Below are 20,602 nucleotides of genomic sequence, written 5' to 3'. Positions count from 1 at the left end.
TGCCCTTTACTCGCCCAGCAGACGCAGCGATTCCAGCCAGTCCGCCTTCCATTCGCGCAGCAAGGGCTGCGTGGCGAACGCCTTCTTCAGGTGCGCCATCGGCACGCGGTGCACATCGTGCAAGCCGAACGCCAGTGTAACGGGATGCCACAGGTGGCTGTTCTTGCCGCCCCGCGAATTCTTGCGCACGCGCGCTCCATCATCGCCAAAGATGCCCACGCCACTGGCCATGCCTTTGTCCAGGTCGACCTTGCCCACGCCGGCAAAGGCCATCAAAATCTGTTCGCGCCCCAGGCCCTTCAAGGCGCTGGGCAAGACAAACGGCGCTGCGTTGTCAGTTCCGGCTTCCGGCTCGGCCGGCTGCGGATGCTGCAACTCCTTGAGCAAACGCAACAGATCGCGCTCCTGGAAGTGCAAGCCATCGACCGGCACCCGCAAGCCCGGTGCCTTCAGTTCGATGGCGAGATTGCCGGAGTCACGCGTAAAACGCAGCCACACGTCGCCGGCACCCGAGGCCAGGTGCTGCTTGTCGCCGATGAACACGACGGGCGCCGCGTAGCGCGTCACGCCGTCATGGAAGAGCTCGGCCCACTCTGCGCTGTAATCGATCCAGACGTATGGCAAGCCGCCCTGCTCCAGCAGGCGCGCCAGGGTCCACGGCGTGCCTGTCTGTTGCGCCAGCCAGGCACAGGCGTCAAAGGCGGTGGCGCGGTACGGCAAAGGAAGGGAAGTCATGGCGGTTCCATCGATAAAAGTGGAGCGCAGTGTAGCAGACGCCGCCCCCATTCCCTTGGGCAGGCGCAGCGGGCGCGCTTTTTTTGCGCGATGTGCTAGGCTGGAAGCTTCTGCACGCGCCATGGCCATTCCGGCCGCCTGGCGCACCACAGCAAGGGGATGACCATGCATTCCAGCACCAACGCCGCCACCACGCCCGCCCCGCCACCGGAGCGCGATTCGCCCACGCCTGCCAGCGAAAGCCATGCCGAGCAAGCGCTCGATGAAGCACTGAAGGAAAGCTTTCCGGCCAGCGACCCGATTGCCATTGCCACCCCAAAACCTGCCTCCAAGCCCACCGCCTGAGGGCATGCCCTACCAGCCACCCTTGCGGTGGTTTGCCTGAACTGAATCCAGACGCCCCGCCTCCGCGTACATGGCTATGCCATGAGCAAACGAAGTTACCACGCGGAAAGGAATCGCCATGCAGCATTACAGCAAAAAGACGGACTCCCTGGGCCAGCGCCTGTACCTGGCGCAGCGCATCGACAGGGCCGATGCGCGCTTGCAATGCTTGCACGATGCGGCCGAGCGCGAACGCTGCGCGCAATGGATCACGGCCTGGGCCGTGGCGGCGGGCGCCGATGCGCCGCGCGGCATGAAGCTGCGCATCCGCGGCGAATTCATTTTGCTTTAATACAAAGTAACAGCCCCGCCGGGCACGCAAGCGCCGGGCGGGGCCAGTCAAGCCGACACGCGCCTGCTTGGGCGTGTCGCGGTATTACTCGGGCGTCGTGTCGCCATCGGCGACTTCATACCACATCGCATTGAGCACGGCGAACGTCGCCGCCAGCGGAAGACCCAGTATCCAGGCGAAATACCACATAATTAATTCCTTTAGTAAGTTCTTAGTAAGCGTGACCGCTATCGTCTGCAATGGCTTTACCATCAACCTTGCCCCACAGCACTTTATATACCCAGGTGGTGTAAGCCACGATGAGGGGAATGAAGATGGCCGTGACGACCAGCATGATGAACAGGGTCATGTGGCTGGACGAGGAATCCCACACAGTCAGGCTGGCGCGCGGGTCGATCGACGATGGCAGGATGAACGGAAACATGGCCGCGCCCACGCTGAGGATGATGCCGGCGATGCTGGCCGCGCTGGCCATCAAGGCGGGCACTTCGCGGCGCGCGCGCAGGAAGGCGAAGGCCAGCAAGGGGCCCAGCAAGCCTACCGCAGGGGCGATCCAGGTCCACGGATGGGCGGCAAAGTTGAGGAACCAGGCACCCACGTGCACTTCCGCCGTTTTCAGCATCGGATTCGACGGACCATCGACGACGACGGCGCTGGTGATGCGGTAGCCATCGACCCACAGCCACAGGGCGACGCCGGCCAGTGCATACAGCACGACGGTGGCGATCGCTGCCACGCTGCCGTAGCGGCGCGAACGGTCAGCTACGGCACCGTCCGTTTTCAGCTGCAACCAGGTGGCGCCGTGCATCACCAGCATGGCCACCGAAACAAGGCCGCACCACAAGGCGAACGGGTTGAGCAGCGCAAAGAAACTGCCGTCATAGAAGATGTGCATGTCCGGCGAGAAACGGAACGGCACGCCCTGCAGCACGTTGCCTATCGCCACGCCGCAGATCAGGGCCGGCACGAAGCCACCCACGAACAGGGCCGCGTCCCAGCGGGCGCGCCAGCGGGGGTCTTCGCGCTTGCTACGGAACTTGAACGCGACGGGACGCACGATCAGCGCCACGAGGATGACGAACATGGCCAGGTAAAAGCCCGAGAACGAGACGGCGTACAGTTGCGGCCAGGCAGCAAAGATGGCGCCGCCACCGAGGATCAGCCACACCTGGTTGCCTTCCCACACGGGACCGATACTGTTGATGACGATGCGGCGTTCCAGGTCGGTCTTGCCGACGAAAGGCAGCAGGATGCCCGTGCCCAGGTCGAAGCCGTCGGTGATGGCAAAGCCCACCAGCAAGATGCCGATCAGCAGCCACCAGATCAGGCGCAGTGTTTCGTAAGAAATCATTTCATGCAAAATCATGGTCTGGCCCTCCTTAGGCGCGTTGAGTATGAATGGCGGCAACTGCTGGCACGGGGGCCGGCGCTGTCTCTTCCGGCCCCTTGCGGATGGCCTTGAGCATGAGCTTCATTTCGATAATCAACAGCACGGTGTAGATAGCGGCAAAGCCGGCAATCGTGATGAGCAGAGTCGTCGCGCCCAGATTAGAGACGGCCACGGCCGTCGGCAGCACGCCTTCGATGACCCACGGCTGGCGGCCCACTTCGGCCACGATCCAGCCCGCTTCAATCGCCACCCACGGCAGCGGGATGGCGAACACGGCCAGCTTCAACAGCCAGCGGTGCTTGTCCAGCGTGCGGCGCGTCGACAGGATGAAGAACGTGCCAGTCAGCAAGATAAAGAACATGCCCAGGCCCACCATCACGCGGAAGGACCAGAACAGGGGCGCCACGGGCGGCACGGTGTCGAGCGCAGCCTTGCGGATCTGCTCGGGCGTGGCCTGGCGCGGATCATCGACATAGCGTTTCAGCAGCAAGGCATAACCCATGGAATGGCCTTTCGACTCGAACATATCCTTCGCCTCTTGCGGCACGGGCGCGCCCGGTGCCACGCTGCGGATGGTTTGCAGCGCGTCATAGGCCTTGATGCCATCCTGGATCAGCAGCTCGCCGCGGTCGACCAGCTGCTCGATGCCGGGGATTTCCGTCGTCAGTGAACGCGTGCCGATCAAGCCCATCACCATCGGGATATGCACGGCGTAATGCGTCTCGCGCGCTTTCGCGTCAGGGAAGCCGAAGGCCGTGAAGGCGGCAGGCGCCGGTTCCGTGGTCCACATGGCTTCGATGGCAGCCAGCTTCATCTTCTGATGTTCGGAAGACAGGTAGCCGCTTTCATCACCGAGCACCACCACCGACAGCGTGGCGGCCAGGCCGAACGAGGCGGCCACCGTCATCGAGCGCTTGGCCAGCTGCACATGGCGGCCCTTCAGCAGATACCAGGCGGAAATACCCAGCACGAAGATGGCAGCCGCCGTATAGCCAGCCGACACCGTGTGCACGAATTTCGCCTGTGCAACAGGATTCGTCAGCACGGCGCCGAAGTCCGTCACTTCCATGCGCATGGTCTGCGGATTGAAGGCCGCGCCGACGGGATTTTGCATCCAGCCGTTGGCGATCAGGATCCACAGGGCCGAGAAGTTCGAGCCGATGGCCACCAGCCAGGTCGTGACCAGGTGCCCCCGCTTCGACAGCTTGTCCCAGCCGAAGAAGAACAGGCCGACGAAGGTCGCTTCCAGGAAGAAGGCCATCAATCCCTCGATGGCCAGCGGCGCGCCGAAAATGTCACCCACATAATGGCTGTAATAGCTCCAGTTCATGCCGAACTGGAATTCCATGACGATGCCCGTCGCTACGCCCATGGCGAAGTTGATGCCGAACAAGACACCCCAGAACTTGGTCATGTCGCGCCAGATGGTGCGGTTCGTCATCACATACACCGTCTCCATGATGGCGAGGATCACTGACAGGCCTATCGTCAGAGGAACGAATATAAAGTGGTACAGAGCTGTCAGCGCAAACTGCAGTCTGGATAAAGCGACAATATCGAAGTCCATATGATTTCCTTGGTGTTTCCCTACTGTGTGTAAAATTGATATCTATCTGCTGCAGTTCGCCTGGCGCCAGTGCTGCAAAATTATCAGGCAGCGCCGCCTGCGTCTCCCCTATCCTTCCCCTATTCTTCTTCAATCGCCGCGCAAGCCGGCCAGCGCCGCCTCGAACGCTGGTGTGCCACGGCGCGCATCACCCACGATGCGGCCATCGCGCAGACTCACCAGCCGGTCTGCCAGCGCCGCTTCGCGCCGCAAGTGGGTTGCGATCAGCAAGGAACGTCCTTCGCTGCGCGCGCGCAGGCGCTGCAGGACATCGAGTGCCACCTGCGCATTGAGCGCCTCGGTGGCTTCGTCCAGCAGCCACAAGGTCGACTCGTGCAGGAACAGCCGCGCCAGCGCCAAGCGCCGCGCCTGCCCGCCCGACAAGCCCAGGCCGCCCTCGCCCAGCAGCGTATCGAGGCCGCCCGCAAAAGCCCGCACTTCCTCGTCCAGGCCGGCCGATTGCAGCGCAGCCCACAGCTGCGCATCGCTGGCGGACGGGTTGGCCAGGCGCAGGTTGTCGCGCAAGCTGTCCTGGAACAGTTCCGTTTTCTGAGTAAAAAGGCAGGCGCGCGGCGCGCTCACCTTGCCCGACAGCGGCGCCAGCTCGCGCGCGGCAAGGGCCAGCAAGGTGGACTTGCCCGCACCGCTGGGACCGATCAAGGCCACTCTTTCGCCATCGGCGATGTGCAGCGATACGTCATGCAAAATGGCCACCTTGCTGCCCGCATGCGCGGCGCTGACGTGTTCCAGCCGCAAGCCCGGTGCGGCGTCAGCGGATGGCAGCGCCACCTCTTGAGCATCGAGGCGCGGCGCCAGGCGGCGCATGGCCAGCAGCATGCGCCCCGCTTCCAGGGCGCCGCGGCGCAATCCCGCAAATGGCTCCACGGCCGTCAGGGCGATCAGCAGGGCCAGCGCTGCCAGCGGCACGTTCAGCGTTTGCTGCTGCACCAGCACGGCCACGGCCAGCAGCACGCCGGACAACGTCACGCTGCCAGCCACGCCATACGCGGCACCGGCCGCCGTGTCCAGGCGCAGCAAGGCGAAATCGGCTTGCGCCAGCGACCGGTCGATCTGCGCCAGCGCGGCGCACTGGGCGTCGATGCGGCCCGCCATCACCAGGTCCGTCTGGCCCGCCACCAGGTCGATGGTGCCGGAGCGCAATTTTTCGATGGCGCGCGAACGCACGATGGCGGGACGGCGGGCACGGTGCGCCACGACCCAGCTGATGCCGCCGCCGGCGGCCAGCAGCCACGCGGCCAGGCCCAGGCCCAGCTGCCACTGCATCACGCCCAGTGCCACGCCGGCCAGCAAGGCCGCGCACAGCGCCGTAAAGGCAGGCACCAGCAGGCGCAGGTACAGCGCTTCGAGCGCATCGATATCGGCCGTCAGGCGGAACAGCAGTTTGGCGGGCTGGCGCAGCAAGCGGCTGGCCGCTTCCGGGCGCGACCAGCCGCGAAACAGTTGCACGCGGATGCCGGCCAGCGCGGCGAACGTGGCGTCATGCGTGACGAGGCGCTCCGCATAGCGCGAACCCGTGCGGCCGATGGCCAGCAGGCGGATGCCGGCCGACGGGCCGAATACGTCGAACAGGATGGCCGTCGAAGCATGCAGGCCGGCAATCGAGGTGGCGGTAATAAACCAGCCGGACAGGCCCAGCAAGGCCATGCCGGCCACCGCCGTCAGGGCCGCCAGCATGGCGCCAGCGATCAGTTTGCCCGGCTGGGCCAGCAGCAATTGCCGCAGGACGGGGTTCGCCACAAGTGCATTTTTCATGCGCGCGCCTCTTCCTTCTGCTTCTGCACTTGCACCTGCGCATCGACCTGCACCGTACGCTGCAGTCGGCCAGCCAGCACGGGGTCATGCGTGGCGACAATCATCGTCTTGCCTTTCGCCAGTTCCAGCAAGGCATCGGTCACGCGTGCCGCCGTTGCGCTGTCGAGGTGGGCCGTCGGTTCATCGACCAGCAGCAGGTCGGCATGCGGGTGCAGTGCCACGCGGGCCAGGGCCAGGCGCACGGCTTCGCCGCCGGACAAGCCCTGGCCGCCATCGCTGAGCATGACAGCTGGCTGCGCCTGCGCCACGGCGGCCAGCTCGGCCAGGTGCAGCGCCTGCGTCACGTGCGCGGCGTTCGCGCCCACGCGGCCCAGAGTCACATTCTGGCTGACGGAAGCGGCAAACACGTGGGGGCGCTGGCCCATCCAGGCCATGCGCTGGCGCAAGGTATTGACCGTGCTGTCGGTCAGGCGCACGCCGCCGATGCGGATATCGCCGCCGCTGGCGGGCAGCAAGCCGGCCACCAAGGATAGCAAGGTGGTCTTGCCGGCACCGCTGGCACCCAGCAGAGCCACGTGCTCGCCGGCCCGCACGCGCAAGTCGAAGCGGTCAAATACGGGCGCTTCGCCAGGATGGGCAAAGCGCAGTTGATGGAGCTCGACGGCTGGCGGCGGCGCCACCGCCATGGCGGCGGCGGAGACGACGGCAGGCAGTAGCTCCGCGCCAGGCAGGGGCACGCCATCGGCAGCCAGGTCGTGCAAGCCAGCCAGGCCCGCTTCGCCGGCCGCCTTGTCGTGCCAGACGGCGGCCAGTTCGCGCAGTGGCTCGAAGAATGCGGGCGCCAGCAGCAGGATGAACAAGCCCTGCCCCAGGCTCAATTCCCGGCCCCAGGTACCAAAATTGATACTGCCAAGCAAGGAGAAACCAATAAACGCCGCCACCATGGCCACGCCCAGCGCGGAAAACAATTCCAGCACGGCGGACGACAGGAAGGCGATGCGCAGCACCACCATCGTGCGCCGGCGCACGGATTGCGACGATTCATCCAGCCGTTCGGCCGTGGCGTCGACGGCATCGAGCGCGCGCAGGGTGGCCAGGCCACGCAGGCGGTCCAATAGAAATGCGTTCATGCTGCCCATTTCCACCATCTGCGCGCGGCTGGCCGCTTGCGCGCCCATGCCCACCAGGGCCATGAAGAGGGGAATCAGGGGCGCGGCAATGAGCAGGATCAAGGCGGCGATCCACGACAGGGGCGCCACCACGGCGAGGATCACGAGCGGCACGAGCATCACCTTCCAGCGTGCGGGCTTGTAGCGCACCAGATACGGCACGATGGCTTCCGCCTGCTCGGCGATGACGCTGGCCGCCTGGCCCGACTGTGCGCGCTGGCGGTCCAGCGGCGAACGGCGCGCCAGCGCCAGCGCCACCTGTGCGCGCAAGGTGGACAGGTGCTCGCGCGCCGCCCCATACATGCGCCGCGCGCCCCACGCTTCACAGCCGGCGCGCAGCACGCCCAGCAGCAGCACGCCAGCGGCCGGCAGCAGGGACGCGCGCCAGACTGCACCGTCGAGCATGGCTTGCACGGCCCAGGCCAGCAAAGCCGCTTGCGGCAGCCACAGCAAGGCGGCTCCACCTTGCGCCAGGCTGGCGGCACGGGGAAGAATAAAGCGGGGCAAGGACAAGGGCGTGGTCGGCATCTTCTATACTTCTTGAGTTTTCAGAATTTTCTGTAAATTCGATTTTTTGTATAATACTGCGAAACATGACATATATCAATTGACCCTGCGGGTGTGGCGTGAAAAAATTCAGATAATTATGAAAACTCAACATATCCAAATGACGCCGCTGATCCTGACCTTTGTCAGCCATTTCGGCGAGATGGGCAGCCGCTGGGGCTTTAACCGTACGGTGGGACAAGTGTACGCCTTGTTGTTTGTCGCCGAGCACCCATTGCACGCAGACGAAATCGCGGAACACCTGAGTTTTTCACGCTCGAACGTGAGCATTGGCCTGAAAGAATTGCAGGGATGGGGCTTGATCCGCCAGTCGCGCATCCCGGGCGACCGGCGCGAGTATTTTTCCTCGCTGGGCGATGTGTGGCAAATCTTTCGTGTGGTGGCCGCCGAACGCCGCCGCCGTGAAGTGGCACCCACCCTGACAGTGCTGCGCGAATCGCTGCTGGCGCCGGCCACGGAACCCGTGGACCAGTATGCGCAAGAGCGCATGCGCGAAATGTATGAACTGGTCGACCTGGCCAACACCTGGTTCGACGACTTGCAGCGCCTGTCGCCCGAATCGATGGCGCAACTGATGAAAATGGGCGCCAAGGTGCAAAAGCTGCTCAATGCCAAGGACCGCCTTTTTGGCAAGAGTCCCGAGGACAGCGAAAAATAAGCGCAGCGTTTACAGCGCACATACACGCCGCGCCTGACTCTTTACACCGTCTTTATGCCCCTCTCGCTATGCTGGCTGGCACCACAGCCACCCTTGCGAAGGAGCCTCTATGCATGAAACCCCATTCCAGCCACGCGCACGCAGCCTGCTGCGCCAGCATTTTCCTGTACGCGAACGGCTGCGCCTGGCGCGCATGGCAAGCAAGAAAGTGCTATCGCTGTGTTCTGCGCTGCTGTGCGCGGTGCCGCTGCTGTATTTGCTGAGCGTGGTGCTGTTTGCGCAGCCTTAGGGCCGCTTGCGGATAGACAGGAAGAGAGAAGTATGCGGCCGCATGGCGCAAGCCGTGGCCAGTATGAAACTGGTCCGCCCAGAGGGAATCGAACCCCCATTCACGGTTTAGAAGACCGTTGTCCTATCCGTTGAACGATGGGCGGAAAGGTGCAGTATTTTAATCCATGCGCACCGGCAATGAAATGCCTGCGCGGAATAGAAAACGGGCTGTCATTTCTGACAGCCCGCTTATGACTTTGGTCGGAGTACAAGGATTCGAACCTTGGACCCCCTGGTCCCAAACCAGGTGCGCTACCGGGCTGCGCCACACTCCGAAGACAAGATAATAACGCCCCCACCCAATTTCGTCAATTGCCCCAGGCGAATTAGATGGAAATAACTATCGGTTCTTGCCTCTTACGCCGTAACTGTATCGGCGATGCGGCGCGCCATCGATTCAGCCATCTCCTTGTCTTTCGCCTCGACCATCACGCGGATCAGCGGTTCCGTGCCCGAAGCGCGGATCAGCACGCGGCCCGTGTCGCCCAGTTCAGCCTCGACCCGTTCTTTCTCGGCCACCATGGCGGCATTTTTTTGCCAGTCAAAACCGGGCGCCACGCGCAGGTTGATCAGGGTTTGCGGGAACAGCACCAGTTCGGCCAGGCATTGCTGCAAGCTCTGGCCGCTGCGCTTGAGCGCGGACAATACCTGCAGCGCGGAGACGATGCCGTCGCCCGTCGTATGGCGGTCCAGGCACAGCAAATGGCCGGAACCCTCGCCGCCCAGTAACCAGCCCTTTTCCTTCATGACTTCCAGCACGTAGCGGTCACCCACCTTGGCGCGCGCAAAGCCGATGCCCTGCTGCTTGAACAGCACTTCCAGCGCCATGTTGGTCATCAGGGTGCCCACGGCGCCAGCCACGGGGCCCGTCGCCAGGCGGTCCTTGACCATGACATACAACAACTCGTCGCCGTTATACAAACGCCCCGTGGCATCGCACATGATCAGGCGATCGGCATCGCCGTCGAGGGCGATGCCGAGGTCCGCGCCGTGTTCGATGACGGCAGCAGCCATGGCTTTTGTTGCCGTCGCGCCAAAGCCCGCATTGATGTTGAAGCCATCGGGCTTGTTGCCGATGGCGATGACTTCCGCGCCCAGCTCATGAAACACGTGCGGGGCGATATGGTAGGCGGCGCCGTGCGCACAATCGACGACGATCTTCAGGCCGCGCAAGTCCAGCTCGTTCGGGAAGGTGCTCTTGCAAAACTCGATGTAACGGCCCTGGGCATCGTCCAGGCGCTTGGCGCGGCCCAACTTGTCCGACGGCACGCAAGCCATGGGCTCGTCGAGCGCCGCTTCGATTTCCAGTTCCACGCTATCGGGCAGCTTGGTGCCCTGGCCGGAAAAGAACTTGATGCCATTGTCATGGTAAGGATTGTGCGAGGCGGAAATGACCACCCCGGCCGACAGGCGCAGCGCCCGCGTCAGGTAGGCAATCGCCGGCGTCGGCATGGGGCCGGCCAGCATCACATCCACGCCGGCCGCCGACAGGCCCGCTTCCAGCGCCGCTTCCAGCATGTAGCCGGAAATGCGCGTGTCCTTGCCGATCAGTACGGTCGGATGTGCCTTGCCGCCTTGCGACTTGGCCAGCACCTTGCCGGCCGCATAACCGAGACGCATGACGAAATCGGGAGTAATCGGAGCGGCGCCCACCAGGCCACGGATACCATCGGTACCAAAATATTTACGTGTCATATATTTCTCTTTTTGTTGTTTATAATGAATCTTACAGGCTCAGTGCGCCATGCGCCAGACCTTCAGCGCATCGACCGTCTCTGCCACATCATGCACACGGACAATTTCTGCGCCTTGCGCTACCGCAGCAAGTGCGCCGGCGATGCTGCCGGCCAGGCGCTGCTCGACGGGACGTCCCGTCACGGCGCCGATCATCGATTTGCGCGACAGGCCGGCCAGCACGGGCAGGCCCAGTTCGCTACGCAATTGAGAAGTGGCGCGCAGCAAGGCATAGTTCTGCTCCACCGTCTTGCCAAAGCCAAAGCCGGGATCGACGCACAGGCGCTCGCGGGCGATACCGGCCGCCGTGAGGGTATCGATACGCCGGCGCAGGAAGTCGATGACTTCGCGCACCACATCCTCATATTGGGGCTGGTCCTGCATGGTTTGCGGCACGCTTTGCATGTGCATGATGCACAGCGCGCAATCGCTGTCCCGCACGGCATCGATGGCGCCTGGCGCGCGGAAACCGTTGATGTCGTTGATCATGTCGGCACCCGCCAGGATGGCTTCGCGCATCACTTCGGGTTTATACGTGTCGACGGACAGGGGCTTGCCGCAGTCGCGCAAGGCATACAGCACCGGCATGACGCGCTGCAACTCGTCCTGCAGCGGCAGCGGCGGCGCGCCGGGGCGACTCGATTCGCCGCCGATGTCGATGATGTCGACGCCATCAAGCATCATCTGCTCGGCGCGCGAGAGGGCAAATTCCAGGTGTTGATACTGGCCCGCATCGGAAAACGAGTCGGGCGTGATGTTCAGGATACCCATCACCAGCGCCTGCGTGCCCGACAGGTTGAAGCCGAAGCGGCCGAATTGCAAATAGTGTCGCATGTGAATCTTTGTAGTCGTCAGGAAAAAACTGGCGCGCCAACGAAAAAGGGCAAGGATCGCTCCTTACCCTCGTTCTTGCCATACCCTTGCGTGCCGCCCGTCAGGGCGGCCGCTATCAGGCTGGCGCCGTCACGTTTGGCGAGATGCCGCCCGTGCCGCTGTCACCGCCCGCATTGCGGCGTGGCGGGATGACCTTCGGCGGACGCGGCTCCAGGCCTGCCATGATGTCATTGATTTGCTCTGCATCAATGGTTTCCCATTCCAGCAAAGCCTTGGTCATCATTTCGACCTTGTCTCGGTTGCTTTCCAGTAAGGTGCGCGCCAGAGCATATTGCTTGTCAAGAATGTTGCGAATTTCAGCATCGACCTTTTGCTGGGTCGCTTCCGAGATCGTCTTGCTGGCGCCACCGAAGAAGCCTTCGTTTTCGCTGTCTTCGTAGACCATCACGCCCATGCTGTCGGACATGCCGAAGCGAGTCACCATGGAACGGGCCAGCTTGGTGGCGCGCGAGAAGTCGTTCGACGCACCGGTGGACATTTGTCCCACGAAAATCTCTTCGGCGATACGGCCACCGAACAGGATGGAAATTTCTTCCAGCATCTTGTCCTTGTAGGCGGACAAGTTGTCGTGTTCCGGCAACTGCCAGGTCAGGCCCAGGGCCCAGCCGCGCGGCATGATCGTTACTTTATGCACGGGATCGGCTTTCGGCAGCAGCTTGGCGACGACTGCGTGACCGGACTCATGGTAAGCCGTATTGCGACGCTCTTCCTCGCGGATGATCATCGATTTACGCTCAGGACCCATGTAGATCTTGTCTTTCGCATCTTCGAAGTCGGCCATTTCCACCAGGCGCTTGCTGCGACGGGCGGCAAACAGGGCTGCTTCGTTGACCAGGTTGGCCAGGTCAGCACCCGAGAAACCAGGGGTGCCGCGGGCCAGGATATCGGCTTTCACGTCGGTACTGATAGGTACTTTACGCATGTGCACGTTCAAGATCTGCTCGCGGCCGCGGATATCGGGCAAGCCGACGGAAACCTGGCGGTCGAAACGGCCCGGACGCAGCAAGGCTTTGTCGAGCACGTCGGCGCGGTTGGTGGCGGCCACGACGATTACGCCGGAGTTCGCTTCAAAACCGTCCATCTCGACCAGCAACTGGTTCAAGGTCTGTTCGCGCTCGTCATTGCCGCCGCCCATGCCGGCACCGCGGTGACGGCCGACAGCGTCGATCTCATCGATGAAGATGATGCACGGCGAATGCTTTTTCGCGTTTTCGAACATATCACGCACGCGGGAGGCACCCACGCCAACGAACATTTCCACGAAGTCGGAACCGGAAATCGAGAAGAACGGGACCTTGGCTTCGCCGGCGATGGCGCGCGCCAGCAGGGTTTTACCCGTGCCCGGAGGGCCGACCATCAGCACGCCGCGTGGAATGCGGCCGCCCAGTTTCTGGAATTTGCTCGGGTCCTTGAGGAAGTCGACCACTTCGTTGACTTCTTCTTTCGCTTCATCGCAACCGGCGACATCGGCGAAGGTGACGGTGTTGCTGGCTTCATCCATCATGCGCGCCTTCGACTTGCCGAACGAGAATGCCCCGCCCTTGCCGCCGCCTTGCATCTGACGCATGAAGAAGACCCAGACGCCGATCAACAGCAGCATGGGGAACCAGGATACAAAAATAGTTTGCAGGAACGACGCTTCCTCAGGCGGGCGCACATCGAAATGCACGCCATTGTCGCGCAGATCGCCGATCAGGCCCTTGTCGAGACTGGTAGCGGTGGTACGCACCTTGCTGTCGTCCATCAGCTTGGCGGTGATCGACGAACCTTCGATCACGACATCCTTGACGCGCTTGGCTTTGACTTCATCCAGCAAATCGGAATAAGCGATGGCCTTGCTGCCGCCTGTGGCGCCATGACTGTCGAATTGCTTGAACAGCATGAACAACAGCAGCAATACGACTACCCAGATGGCAGATTTGGAAAACATGTTATTCACGAAGACTCCTTGGATGCAGTGCGCATCTCTTTACCAATAGCTAGAAACACGATTTTACTCGCAATAAGCGGGCCGTGCCAAAGCCCGCCGATCCGTGCGCGCGAAAAAACGCGTTCACGCAAAAAAAATGCAGTATAAACAATTTAGGCTTTTATGCCATCAGACGCTACTGCACTTCTCGTTCCCATGTGCGGATTCCCGCTTAAATATCAAGGGTGGAATCATCTTCTTGCGCGGCATTTTTCAGCGGATTCTTGAGGCCACGCCCCATCAGGAAGATTTCTGACGATTTATCGCGGCTGGCCTTGGGCTTTTTCTGCACCACGACCTTGAATTCAGCGCGGAATTTTTCCACGATCTGGCTGAAACCCATGTCTTTGAAGCATTTCACCAGCAAAACGCCCGATGGTTTCAAATGCAATTGCGAAAATTCGATAGCCAGGTCGATCAGGTGTTCCATGCGCGCAGCGTCCGCCGTGGCGATGCCCGACAGGTTGGGTGCCATGTCCGACAAGACCACGTCAACCTTGCGTCCTTGCAACACCACCTCCAGCTGACGCAGCACGCGCGCCTCGCGGAAGTCGCCCTGAATGAAGTGGAAGTCGGCGATCGGCTCCATTTCCAGCATGTCCAGGCCAATCAGGGTACCATTGACCCCGCCGCCGTCCTTGCCAGCCAGCTTGCGCCGCGTGTACTGGGCCCAGCTGCCCGGAGTGCAACCAAGGTCGACAATCACCTGGCCAGGTTTGATCAGTTTTTCGTCTTCATCGATTTCTTTGAGCTTGTATGCTGCCCGGGCGCGGTAGCCCTCTTTTTGCGCCAACTTCACATAAGGATCATTTATGTGGTCGTGCAACCAGTTTTTGTTTAATTTCTTCTTTGCCATTCGCGTAGAATACTGCTTTTAAGGGAATTACTAAATATTATTATGCTAAAACTTACACCCGTAGAGCGCAGCGCACTGCGCGCCGAAGCACACGCGCTGAAGCCTATCGTCATCATTGGCGAAGCGGGCTTGACACCTGCTGTCCTCAAAGAGATCGACCTTGGCCTGGATTCGCACGGTCTGATTAAAGTCCGCGTGTTCGGCGACGACCGCGAAGCCCGCGTCGGAATGTACGATACGATTTGCGGCAATCTCGGCGCCGCCCCGGTACAACATATTGGCAAACTGCTGGTAATCTACCGTCCGAAAAAAGAAGTGGTTAAGGAGAAGGTCAGCGCCGGCAAAGGCATGCGCGAAGTGACCATCGTCAAGGCCAGCGCCAGCGGCACCAAGCGCCCCAGCGTGACGAAAGTCATGATCAAGGGCAATGAGCGCGTTACCGAAGGCGGTTCCATCAAGCGTGCCAAGCCACGTCAGAAAAGCGCCAAGAAAAGCGCACTGGGCAGCAAGTAAGCCTGTTCACCCGGCAACCGCAAGGCTGCCGGGCTTGAAACAAGAAGCGGAGCACGGGATATCCCCTGCTCCGCTTTTTTCATGTGATTACTTTACTGGCATCAAACTACTGTTGTTTCCAGATCAGCACGCCCGCCAGCAAGCTTTGCACGGCAAAGATCACGGTCGACACGCCATGCAGCATGCCGAAGCGGCTGCGCATGGCTTCGTCCATGAAGCCAGATGAACCCTGGGCTTGCGCCTTGAGTTCAGCCATCAGGGGCGAGATGCCAAAATGGCTGAGCAGCGCACACACCAGCATGGACAGCACCAGCGCGGCCAGCAGGCGACGGCGCTTCAGCGCCAGCGCGCCCGCACCCCATTGCAGCAAGGCCAGCAGCACCAACGCACAGGCGATGGACAGCCAGGCTTCGGCGCGAAACATGCTGCCGGCGATATTACCGGCCAGCACACGGTCGCTCAAGGTGCCAAACAGCGTGGGCGCCACGATGAAGCCGATGGTCCACAGGCTGCCCGCCCACAGGGAGGCAACGAGGAAGCGCACGCGGGCGAGCATCAGATGTACAGTACTTCCAGGATTTCGTATTCGCGCGGGCCGGACGGCGCCTGCACCTCCACCACGTCGCCGGCGTACTTGCCGATCAGCGCGCGGGCGATCGGGGACGTCACGGAAACCTTGTTCATCTTCAGGTCGGCTTCATCGAGGCCGACGATCTGGTAGGTGACTTTCTGGCCCGATTCCAGGTCTTCCAGGTTCACGGTCGAGGCAAACACCACGCGGCCTTCCGCGTCAAGCGCGGTCGGGTCGATGATTTGCGCTGCGCCCAGCTTGCCTTCGAGCTCGGCGATGCGGCCTTCCACGAACGCCTGGCGCTCCTTGGCGGCGTCGTACTCGGCGTTTTCCGACAGGTCGCCGTGCGAACGCGCTTCGGCGATCGCATCGATGACGATGCGGCGTTCCTTGGTCTTCAAATGATGCAGCTCTTCTTTCAGAAGTTCTGCACCGTATGTGGTCAATGGGACTGAGGTCATGTTATCTCTACTATCTGCTAGTTATCGGTGCCGTTGCAGCGTTTTGTCACGCTTAACGGACTTACCAAGTGAAAACCACAGAGGCCGCGCGCTGCTCTGCACGGAACTCTGTGGTTGATAAGCATGCAGTGTACCGCCTAACGGCGGCCACTGCAAATGACACGCGGACTATTCAGCTTGCTGCAGGGTCTTGTGCAAGCCTTGCAAATCGTACACACGCAACTCATCGAGGTGACGGATGCCTTCGACGGCCGCTTCCGCGCCGGCGATGGTCGTGTAGGTCGTCACGCGCGAGGCCAGGGCCGACGTGCGGATCGCCCGCGAATCGACGATGGCGCTGCGCTTTTCTTCCACGGTGTTGATCACCAGCACGATTTCATGGTTCTTGATCATGTCGACGATGTGCGGACGGCCTTCGATCACCTTGTTCACTGGCGTGACGGCGATGCCGGCAGCAGCGATCACGGCGGCGGTGCCCTTGGTGGCGACCACGGTGAAACCGGACTCGACCAGGTCGCGCGCCACTTGCACGGCGCGCGGCTTGTCCGACGCTTTCACGCTGATGAAGACCTTGCCCGATTTTGGCAGGTTCACGCCGGCGCCCAGTTGCGATTTCACGAACGCTTCGCCGAACGTCAGGCCAACGCCCATGACTTCGCCCGTCGATTTCATTTCAGGGCCCAGGATGGTGTCCACGCCCGGGAACTTGACGAACGGGAACACAGCTTCCTTGACGCTGAAGTATGGCGGCACGACTTCCTGCGTGATGCCTTGCGAGGCCAGCGATTGGCCGACCATGCAGCGCGCGGCAATCTTCGCCAGTTGCAAACCGGTGGCTTTCGAGACGAAAGGCACGGTGCGCGAAGCGCGCGGGTTGACTTCCAGCACGAAGACGACATCTTTCATTTCGCCATCGATTTCCTGCTTCTGAATGGCGAACTGCACGTTCATCAGGCCGACCACATTCAAGCCCTTGGCCATCAGCGCCGTCTGGCGTTTCAGTTCATCAATGGTTTCTTGCGACAGCGAGTACGGCGGCAAGGAGCAAGCCGAGTCGCCCGAGTGCACGCCAGCCTGTTCGATGTGTTCCATCACGCCGCCGATAAACGTCGTTTCGCCGTCGGAGATGCAATCGACGTCGCATTCGATGGCGTCGTTCAGGAAGCGGTCCAGCAACACAGGCGAATCGTGCGAGACCTTGACGGCTTCGCGCATGTAGCGCTCGAGGTCGCGTTGCTCATGGACGATTTCCATGGCGCGCCCGCCCAGCACGTACGATGGACGCACGACCAGCGGGTAGCCGATTTCCTGCGCCAGCGCCAAAGCGTCGGCTTCCGTGCGCGCGGTGCGGTTAGGCGGCTGGCGCAGCTCCAGCTTGTGCAGCATTTGCTGGAAACGCTCGCGGTCTTCGGCCGCATCGATCATGTCGGGCGAAGTGCCGATGATGGGCACGCCATTCGCTTCCAGGTCCAGCGCCAGTTTCAGCGGGGTCTGGCCGCCGTACTGCACGATCACGCCCACCGGTTTTTCGATGGCGACGATTTCCAGCACGTCTTCCAGCGTCAAGGACTCGAAGTACAGGCGGTCCGAAGTATCGTAGTCGGTCGAAACCGTTTCTGGATTGCAATTGACCATGATGGTTTCGTAGCCGTCTTCGCGCATGGCGAGGGCCGCGTGAACGCAGCAATAGTCAAATTCGATACCCTGGCCGATACGGTTCGGGCCACCGCCCAGCACCATGATCTTTTTCTTGTCGGTCGGATTCGATTCGCACTCTTCGTCGTACGTGGAATACATGTACGCCGTGTCGGTCGAAAATTCCGCCGCGCACGTGTCGACGCGCTTGTAGACGGGACGAATGTTCAGCGCATGGCGCTGCTGGCGCACGGCCGTGTCGGTCGTCTGCAGCAAAAAGCCCAGGCGGCGGTCCGAGAAGCCCTTCTGTTTCAACTTGTACAGGGTGTTCTTGTCCAGGCTGTCCAGCTTCTGCGTGTCCAGCCACAGTTCAAGGTCGACGATTTCCTTGATCTGGATCAGGAACCATGGGTCGATCTTGGTCAGGTTGTGCACTTCTTCCAGGGTGAAGCCCTGGGCAAACGCATCGCCCACATACCAGATGCGCTCAGGACCAGGCTCACCCAGTTCTTCTTCGATCTTTTCGCGGTCCTTGGTCTTTTCATTCATGCCGTCCACGCCCACTTCCAGGCCGCGCAAGGCTTTCTGGAACGATTCCTGGAAGGTACGGCCAATGGCCATCACTTCGCCGACGGATTTCATCTGCGTCGTCAGGTGGTGGTCGGCGGTCGGGAATTTCTCGAACGTGAAACGGGGGATCTTCGTGACGACGTAATCGATCGACGGTTCGAACGAGGCCGGCGTGGCGCCGCCCGTGATTTCATTGCGCAGCTCGTCCAGAGTGAAACCGACGGCCAGCTTGGCGGCGATTTTCGCGATCGGGAAACCCGTCGCTTTCGATGCCAGCGCGGACGAACGCGATACGCGCGGGTTCATCTCGATGACGATCATGCGGCCATCGACGGGGTTGATCGAGAATTGCACGTTCGAGCCGCCCGTGTCGACGCCGATCTCGCGCAGCACTGCCAGCGAGGCATTGCGCATGATCTGGTATTCCTTGTCCGTCAGGGTTTGCGCTGGCGCCACCGTGATGGAGTCGCCCGTGTGCACGCCCATCGGGTCCAGGTTTTCGATCGAGCAAATGATGATGCAGTTGTCCGCCTTGTCGCGTACCACTTCCATCTCGTACTCTTTCCAGCCCAGCAACGATTCTTCGATCAGCAACTCTTTCGTCGGCGAGGCTTCCAGGCCGCGCTTGCAGATGGTTTCGAATTCTTCTTCGTTGTAGGCGATGCCGCCGCCGGAACCGCCCATGGTGAACGATGGACGGATGATGGTCGGGAAGCCCAGCGTGCGCTGCACGGCCCACGATTCTTCCATCGAGTGCGCCACGCCGGAACGGGCCGAACCGAGGCCGATCTTGGTCATCGCGTCCTTGAACTTGGAACGGTCTTCGGCCTTGTCGATGGCTTCCGGCGATGCGCCGATCAGCTCGACGTTGTATTTCGCCAGCACGCCATTGTTGAACAGGTCCAGCGCGCAGTTCAGTGCCGTCTGGCCGCCCATCGTCGGCAGGATGGCGTCAGGACGCTCCTTGGCGATGATGCGTTCAACGACCGACCAGGTGATCGGTTCGATGTAGGTGACGTCGGCCATTTCCGGGTCCGTCATGATGGTCGCAGGATTGCTGTTGACCAGGATGACTTTATAGCCCTCTTCGCGCAGGGCCTTGCACGCTTGCGCGCCGGAATAATCGAATTCGCAGGCCTGGCCGATCACGATCGGGCCAGCGCCAATAATCAGAATACTTTTAATATCTAAACGTTTAGGCATTTTTCTTTTTCTCCTCCGCAGCCATCAAGTTGATGAAGCGGTCAAACAGGTAAGCAACATCCATCGGGCCCGGCGACGCTTCAGGGTGGCCCTGGAAGCAGAAGGCCGGCTTGTCCGTGCGGGCAAAGCCCTGCAGGGAGCCGTCGAACAACGATTCATGGGTCACGCGGCAATTTGCGGGCAAGGTTGCCGCGTCGACTGCGAAACCGTGGTTTTGCGAGGTAATCAGGACTTGCTTGGTTTCCAGGTCTTGTACCGGGTGGTTGGCACCGTGGTGGCCGAACTTCATCTTCAGGGTCTTCGCGCCGGAAGCCAAAGCCATGATCTGGTGGCCGAGGCAGATACCGAAGGTCGGGATACCCTTCTCGATCAGCTCCTTGGTCGCCGCGATGGCGTAGTCACACGGTTCCGGGTCACCGGGGCCGTTCGACAGGAAGATGCCGTCCGGATTCAGTGCCAGGGCGTCGGCAGCGCTCGCTTGCGCCGGCAGCACGGTGACTTTGCAGCCGCGCGCCGTCAGCATGCGCAAGATGTTGCGCTTGACGCCGTAGTCGAAGGCGACCACGTGGTATTTCGCGTCCGCGTCGGCCAGCTGGCCATAGCCTTCGCCCAAAGTCCATTCCGTTTCGCGGTACTCGTAGGCGGCCTTGCTCGATACCACCTTGGCCAGGTCCATGCCGGCCAGGCCGGGGAAGGAACGGGCCAGTTCCAGCGCTTGTGCGGCGGATGGCTCATTGCCTTGCGTGCCGACGAGGATGGCGCCGCCCTGCGCACCTTTTTCACGCAGGATGCGCGTGAGCTTGCGTGTATCGATGCCGGCGATGGCCACGATATTTTCAGCTTTCAGGTAATCGGACAGGGAGAGCGTGGAACGGAAATTGGATGCCAGCAATGGCAGATCGCGGATGATGAGGCCAGCGGCGTGTACCTTGGAAGACTCGACATCTTCCGGATTGACGCCCGTATTGCCGATATGCGGATAGGTCAGGGTGACCATCTGGCGGCAATAGCTTGGGTCGGTAAGGATTTCCTGATACCCGGTCATGGAGGTGTTAAAAACAACCTCGCCCGTGGTATGACCGGCGGCACCGATCGAAAAACCTTTAAAGATCGTTCCATCAGCAAGCGCTAATATGGCTGGAACGGCAGGGCCAGAAAAAAATGGCGGCAAGGGCAACTCCTGATAAAGTTACCGTAGCTGCGCCACGTCAGACCGACCGCCTAGTTACCCGAGCCAGATGCACTCAGGGTGTTTCAACGGTCATTTTGAATGAGGGGATGGGTAGTCGCTA

At 61.4% G+C, this 20,602-nt stretch carries 19 protein-coding genes and 2 tRNA genes; 5 read left to right on the top strand and 16 right to left on the bottom strand.

The annotated features are described in order from the left end of the window. Positions 1-6: 6 nt before the first annotated feature. On the bottom strand, positions 7-735 hold the full coding sequence (locus tag ACQ4WN_RS07825) for a hypothetical protein (protein ID WP_436551016.1): 729 nt from the start codon (positions 733-735) through the stop codon (positions 7-9). Between the two features lie 165 nt (positions 736-900). Between ACQ4WN_RS07825 and ACQ4WN_RS07820 the strand changes: the two genes are divergently transcribed. Continuing rightward, positions 901-1,080: a hypothetical protein gene (locus ACQ4WN_RS07820; protein WP_436551015.1), complete on the top strand. Its 180-nt coding sequence runs from the start codon at positions 901-903 to the stop codon at positions 1,078-1,080. 118 nt (positions 1,081-1,198) lie between these two features. After that, positions 1,199-1,411: a hypothetical protein gene (locus tag ACQ4WN_RS07815; RefSeq protein WP_436551014.1), complete on the top strand. Its 213-nt coding sequence runs from the start codon at positions 1,199-1,201 to the stop codon at positions 1,409-1,411. 84 nt (positions 1,412-1,495) lie between these two features. Here ACQ4WN_RS07815 and cydX read toward each other — a convergent pair whose 3' ends face one another. The 5 genes from cydX to cydD all read right to left on the bottom strand — a co-directional run bounded on the left by cydX (position 1,496) and on the right by cydD (position 7,877). Continuing rightward, positions 1,496-1,600 (bottom strand): cytochrome bd-I oxidase subunit CydX, encoded by a 105-nt coding sequence (cydX, locus tag ACQ4WN_RS07810; RefSeq protein WP_436551013.1) that lies wholly within the window; start codon positions 1,598-1,600, stop codon positions 1,496-1,498. A gap of 22 nt (positions 1,601-1,622) precedes the next feature. Then, a complete protein-coding gene (gene cydB / locus ACQ4WN_RS07805) occupies positions 1,623-2,777 on the bottom strand; it encodes a cytochrome d ubiquinol oxidase subunit II (RefSeq protein ID WP_436551012.1) in 1,155 nt (384 codons plus the stop codon). Between the two features lie 13 nt (positions 2,778-2,790). Further along, positions 2,791-4,368 carry a cytochrome ubiquinol oxidase subunit I gene (locus tag ACQ4WN_RS07800; protein WP_436551011.1) on the bottom strand — a complete coding sequence of 526 codons (1,578 nt, stop codon included), beginning with the start codon at positions 4,366-4,368 and terminating at the stop codon, positions 2,791-2,793. A gap of 129 nt (positions 4,369-4,497) precedes the next feature. Beyond that, positions 4,498-6,180: an amino acid ABC transporter ATP-binding/permease protein gene (locus tag ACQ4WN_RS07795; RefSeq protein ID WP_436551010.1), complete on the bottom strand. Its 1,683-nt coding sequence runs from the start codon at positions 6,178-6,180 to the stop codon at positions 4,498-4,500. Next, positions 6,177-7,877 carry a thiol reductant ABC exporter subunit CydD gene (gene cydD / locus ACQ4WN_RS07790; RefSeq protein ID WP_436551009.1) on the bottom strand — a complete coding sequence of 567 codons (1,701 nt, stop codon included), beginning with the start codon at positions 7,875-7,877 and terminating at the stop codon, positions 6,177-6,179. Before cydD ends, ACQ4WN_RS07795 begins: the two co-directional genes overlap by 4 nt. A 139-nt stretch (positions 7,878-8,016) precedes the next feature. Between cydD and ACQ4WN_RS07785 the strand changes: the two genes are divergently transcribed. Further along, a complete protein-coding gene (locus ACQ4WN_RS07785) occupies positions 8,017-8,574 on the top strand; it encodes a GbsR/MarR family transcriptional regulator (RefSeq protein WP_436551008.1) in 558 nt (185 codons plus the stop codon). A 109-nt stretch (positions 8,575-8,683) separates the two neighbouring features. Continuing rightward, on the top strand, positions 8,684-8,863 hold the full coding sequence (locus ACQ4WN_RS07780) for a hypothetical protein (RefSeq protein WP_436551007.1): 180 nt from the start codon (positions 8,684-8,686) through the stop codon (positions 8,861-8,863). Between the two features lie 70 nt (positions 8,864-8,933). Here the strand turns inward: ACQ4WN_RS07780 and ACQ4WN_RS07775 are convergent. The 6 genes from ACQ4WN_RS07775 to ACQ4WN_RS07750 form a co-directional block, all read right to left on the bottom strand. After that, positions 8,934-9,008: transfer RNA gene (locus tag ACQ4WN_RS07775), tRNA-Arg, on the bottom strand. A gap of 94 nt (positions 9,009-9,102) precedes the next feature. Beyond that, positions 9,103-9,179: transfer RNA gene (locus ACQ4WN_RS07770), tRNA-Pro, on the bottom strand. Between the two features lie 82 nt (positions 9,180-9,261). After that, positions 9,262-10,599 carry a phosphoglucosamine mutase gene (gene glmM, locus ACQ4WN_RS07765; RefSeq protein ID WP_436551006.1) on the bottom strand — a complete coding sequence of 446 codons (1,338 nt, stop codon included), beginning with the start codon at positions 10,597-10,599 and terminating at the stop codon, positions 9,262-9,264. 39 nt (positions 10,600-10,638) lie between these two features. Next, the gene (gene folP / locus ACQ4WN_RS07760) at positions 10,639-11,472 is read right to left on the bottom strand and encodes a dihydropteroate synthase (protein ID WP_436551005.1); all 834 of its coding nucleotides are present in this window, start codon (positions 11,470-11,472) and stop codon (positions 10,639-10,641) included. A gap of 115 nt (positions 11,473-11,587) precedes the next feature. After that, positions 11,588-13,471: an ATP-dependent zinc metalloprotease FtsH gene (gene ftsH, locus ACQ4WN_RS07755; RefSeq protein WP_436551004.1), complete on the bottom strand. Its 1,884-nt coding sequence runs from the start codon at positions 13,469-13,471 to the stop codon at positions 11,588-11,590. Positions 13,472-13,673: 202 nt separating this feature from the next. Continuing rightward, on the bottom strand, positions 13,674-14,357 hold the full coding sequence (locus tag ACQ4WN_RS07750; protein ID WP_436551003.1) for an RlmE family RNA methyltransferase: 684 nt from the start codon (positions 14,355-14,357) through the stop codon (positions 13,674-13,676). A 42-nt stretch (positions 14,358-14,399) separates the two neighbouring features. Here ACQ4WN_RS07750 and ACQ4WN_RS07745 point away from each other — a divergent pair, with 42 nt between their 5' ends. After that, positions 14,400-14,870, top strand: a complete 471-nt coding sequence (locus ACQ4WN_RS07745; protein ID WP_010397237.1) for a YhbY family RNA-binding protein — start codon at positions 14,400-14,402, stop codon at positions 14,868-14,870. A gap of 106 nt (positions 14,871-14,976) precedes the next feature. On the opposite strand, the gene ACQ4WN_RS07740 is transcribed toward ACQ4WN_RS07745, so the two are convergent. The 4 genes from ACQ4WN_RS07740 to carA form a co-directional block, all read right to left on the bottom strand. After that, positions 14,977-15,426, bottom strand: coding sequence for a DUF4149 domain-containing protein (locus tag ACQ4WN_RS07740; RefSeq protein ID WP_436551002.1), 450 nt, complete (start codon positions 15,424-15,426; stop codon positions 14,977-14,979). Next, complete coding sequence (gene greA, locus ACQ4WN_RS07735) at positions 15,426-15,902, bottom strand: transcription elongation factor GreA (RefSeq protein WP_436551001.1); 477 nt, start codon at positions 15,900-15,902, stop codon at positions 15,426-15,428. Before greA ends, ACQ4WN_RS07740 begins: the two co-directional genes overlap by 1 nt. Before the next feature lie 168 nt (positions 15,903-16,070). Continuing rightward, the gene (gene carB, locus ACQ4WN_RS07730) at positions 16,071-19,310 is read right to left on the bottom strand and encodes a carbamoyl-phosphate synthase large subunit (RefSeq protein WP_436551000.1); all 3,240 of its coding nucleotides are present in this window, start codon (positions 19,308-19,310) and stop codon (positions 16,071-16,073) included. Beyond that, positions 19,303-20,481, bottom strand: coding sequence for a glutamine-hydrolyzing carbamoyl-phosphate synthase small subunit (carA, locus tag ACQ4WN_RS07725; protein ID WP_071324217.1), 1,179 nt, complete (start codon positions 20,479-20,481; stop codon positions 19,303-19,305). Before carA ends, carB begins: the two co-directional genes overlap by 8 nt. Between the last annotated feature and the right edge of the window lie 121 nt (positions 20,482-20,602).

Source organism: Janthinobacterium pasteuri, assembly GCF_051380775.1.
In the GTDB taxonomy this organism is placed as follows: domain Bacteria; phylum Pseudomonadota; class Gammaproteobacteria; order Burkholderiales; family Burkholderiaceae_D; genus Janthinobacterium.
This window is presented reverse-complemented; position numbering and strand designations above follow the sequence as displayed.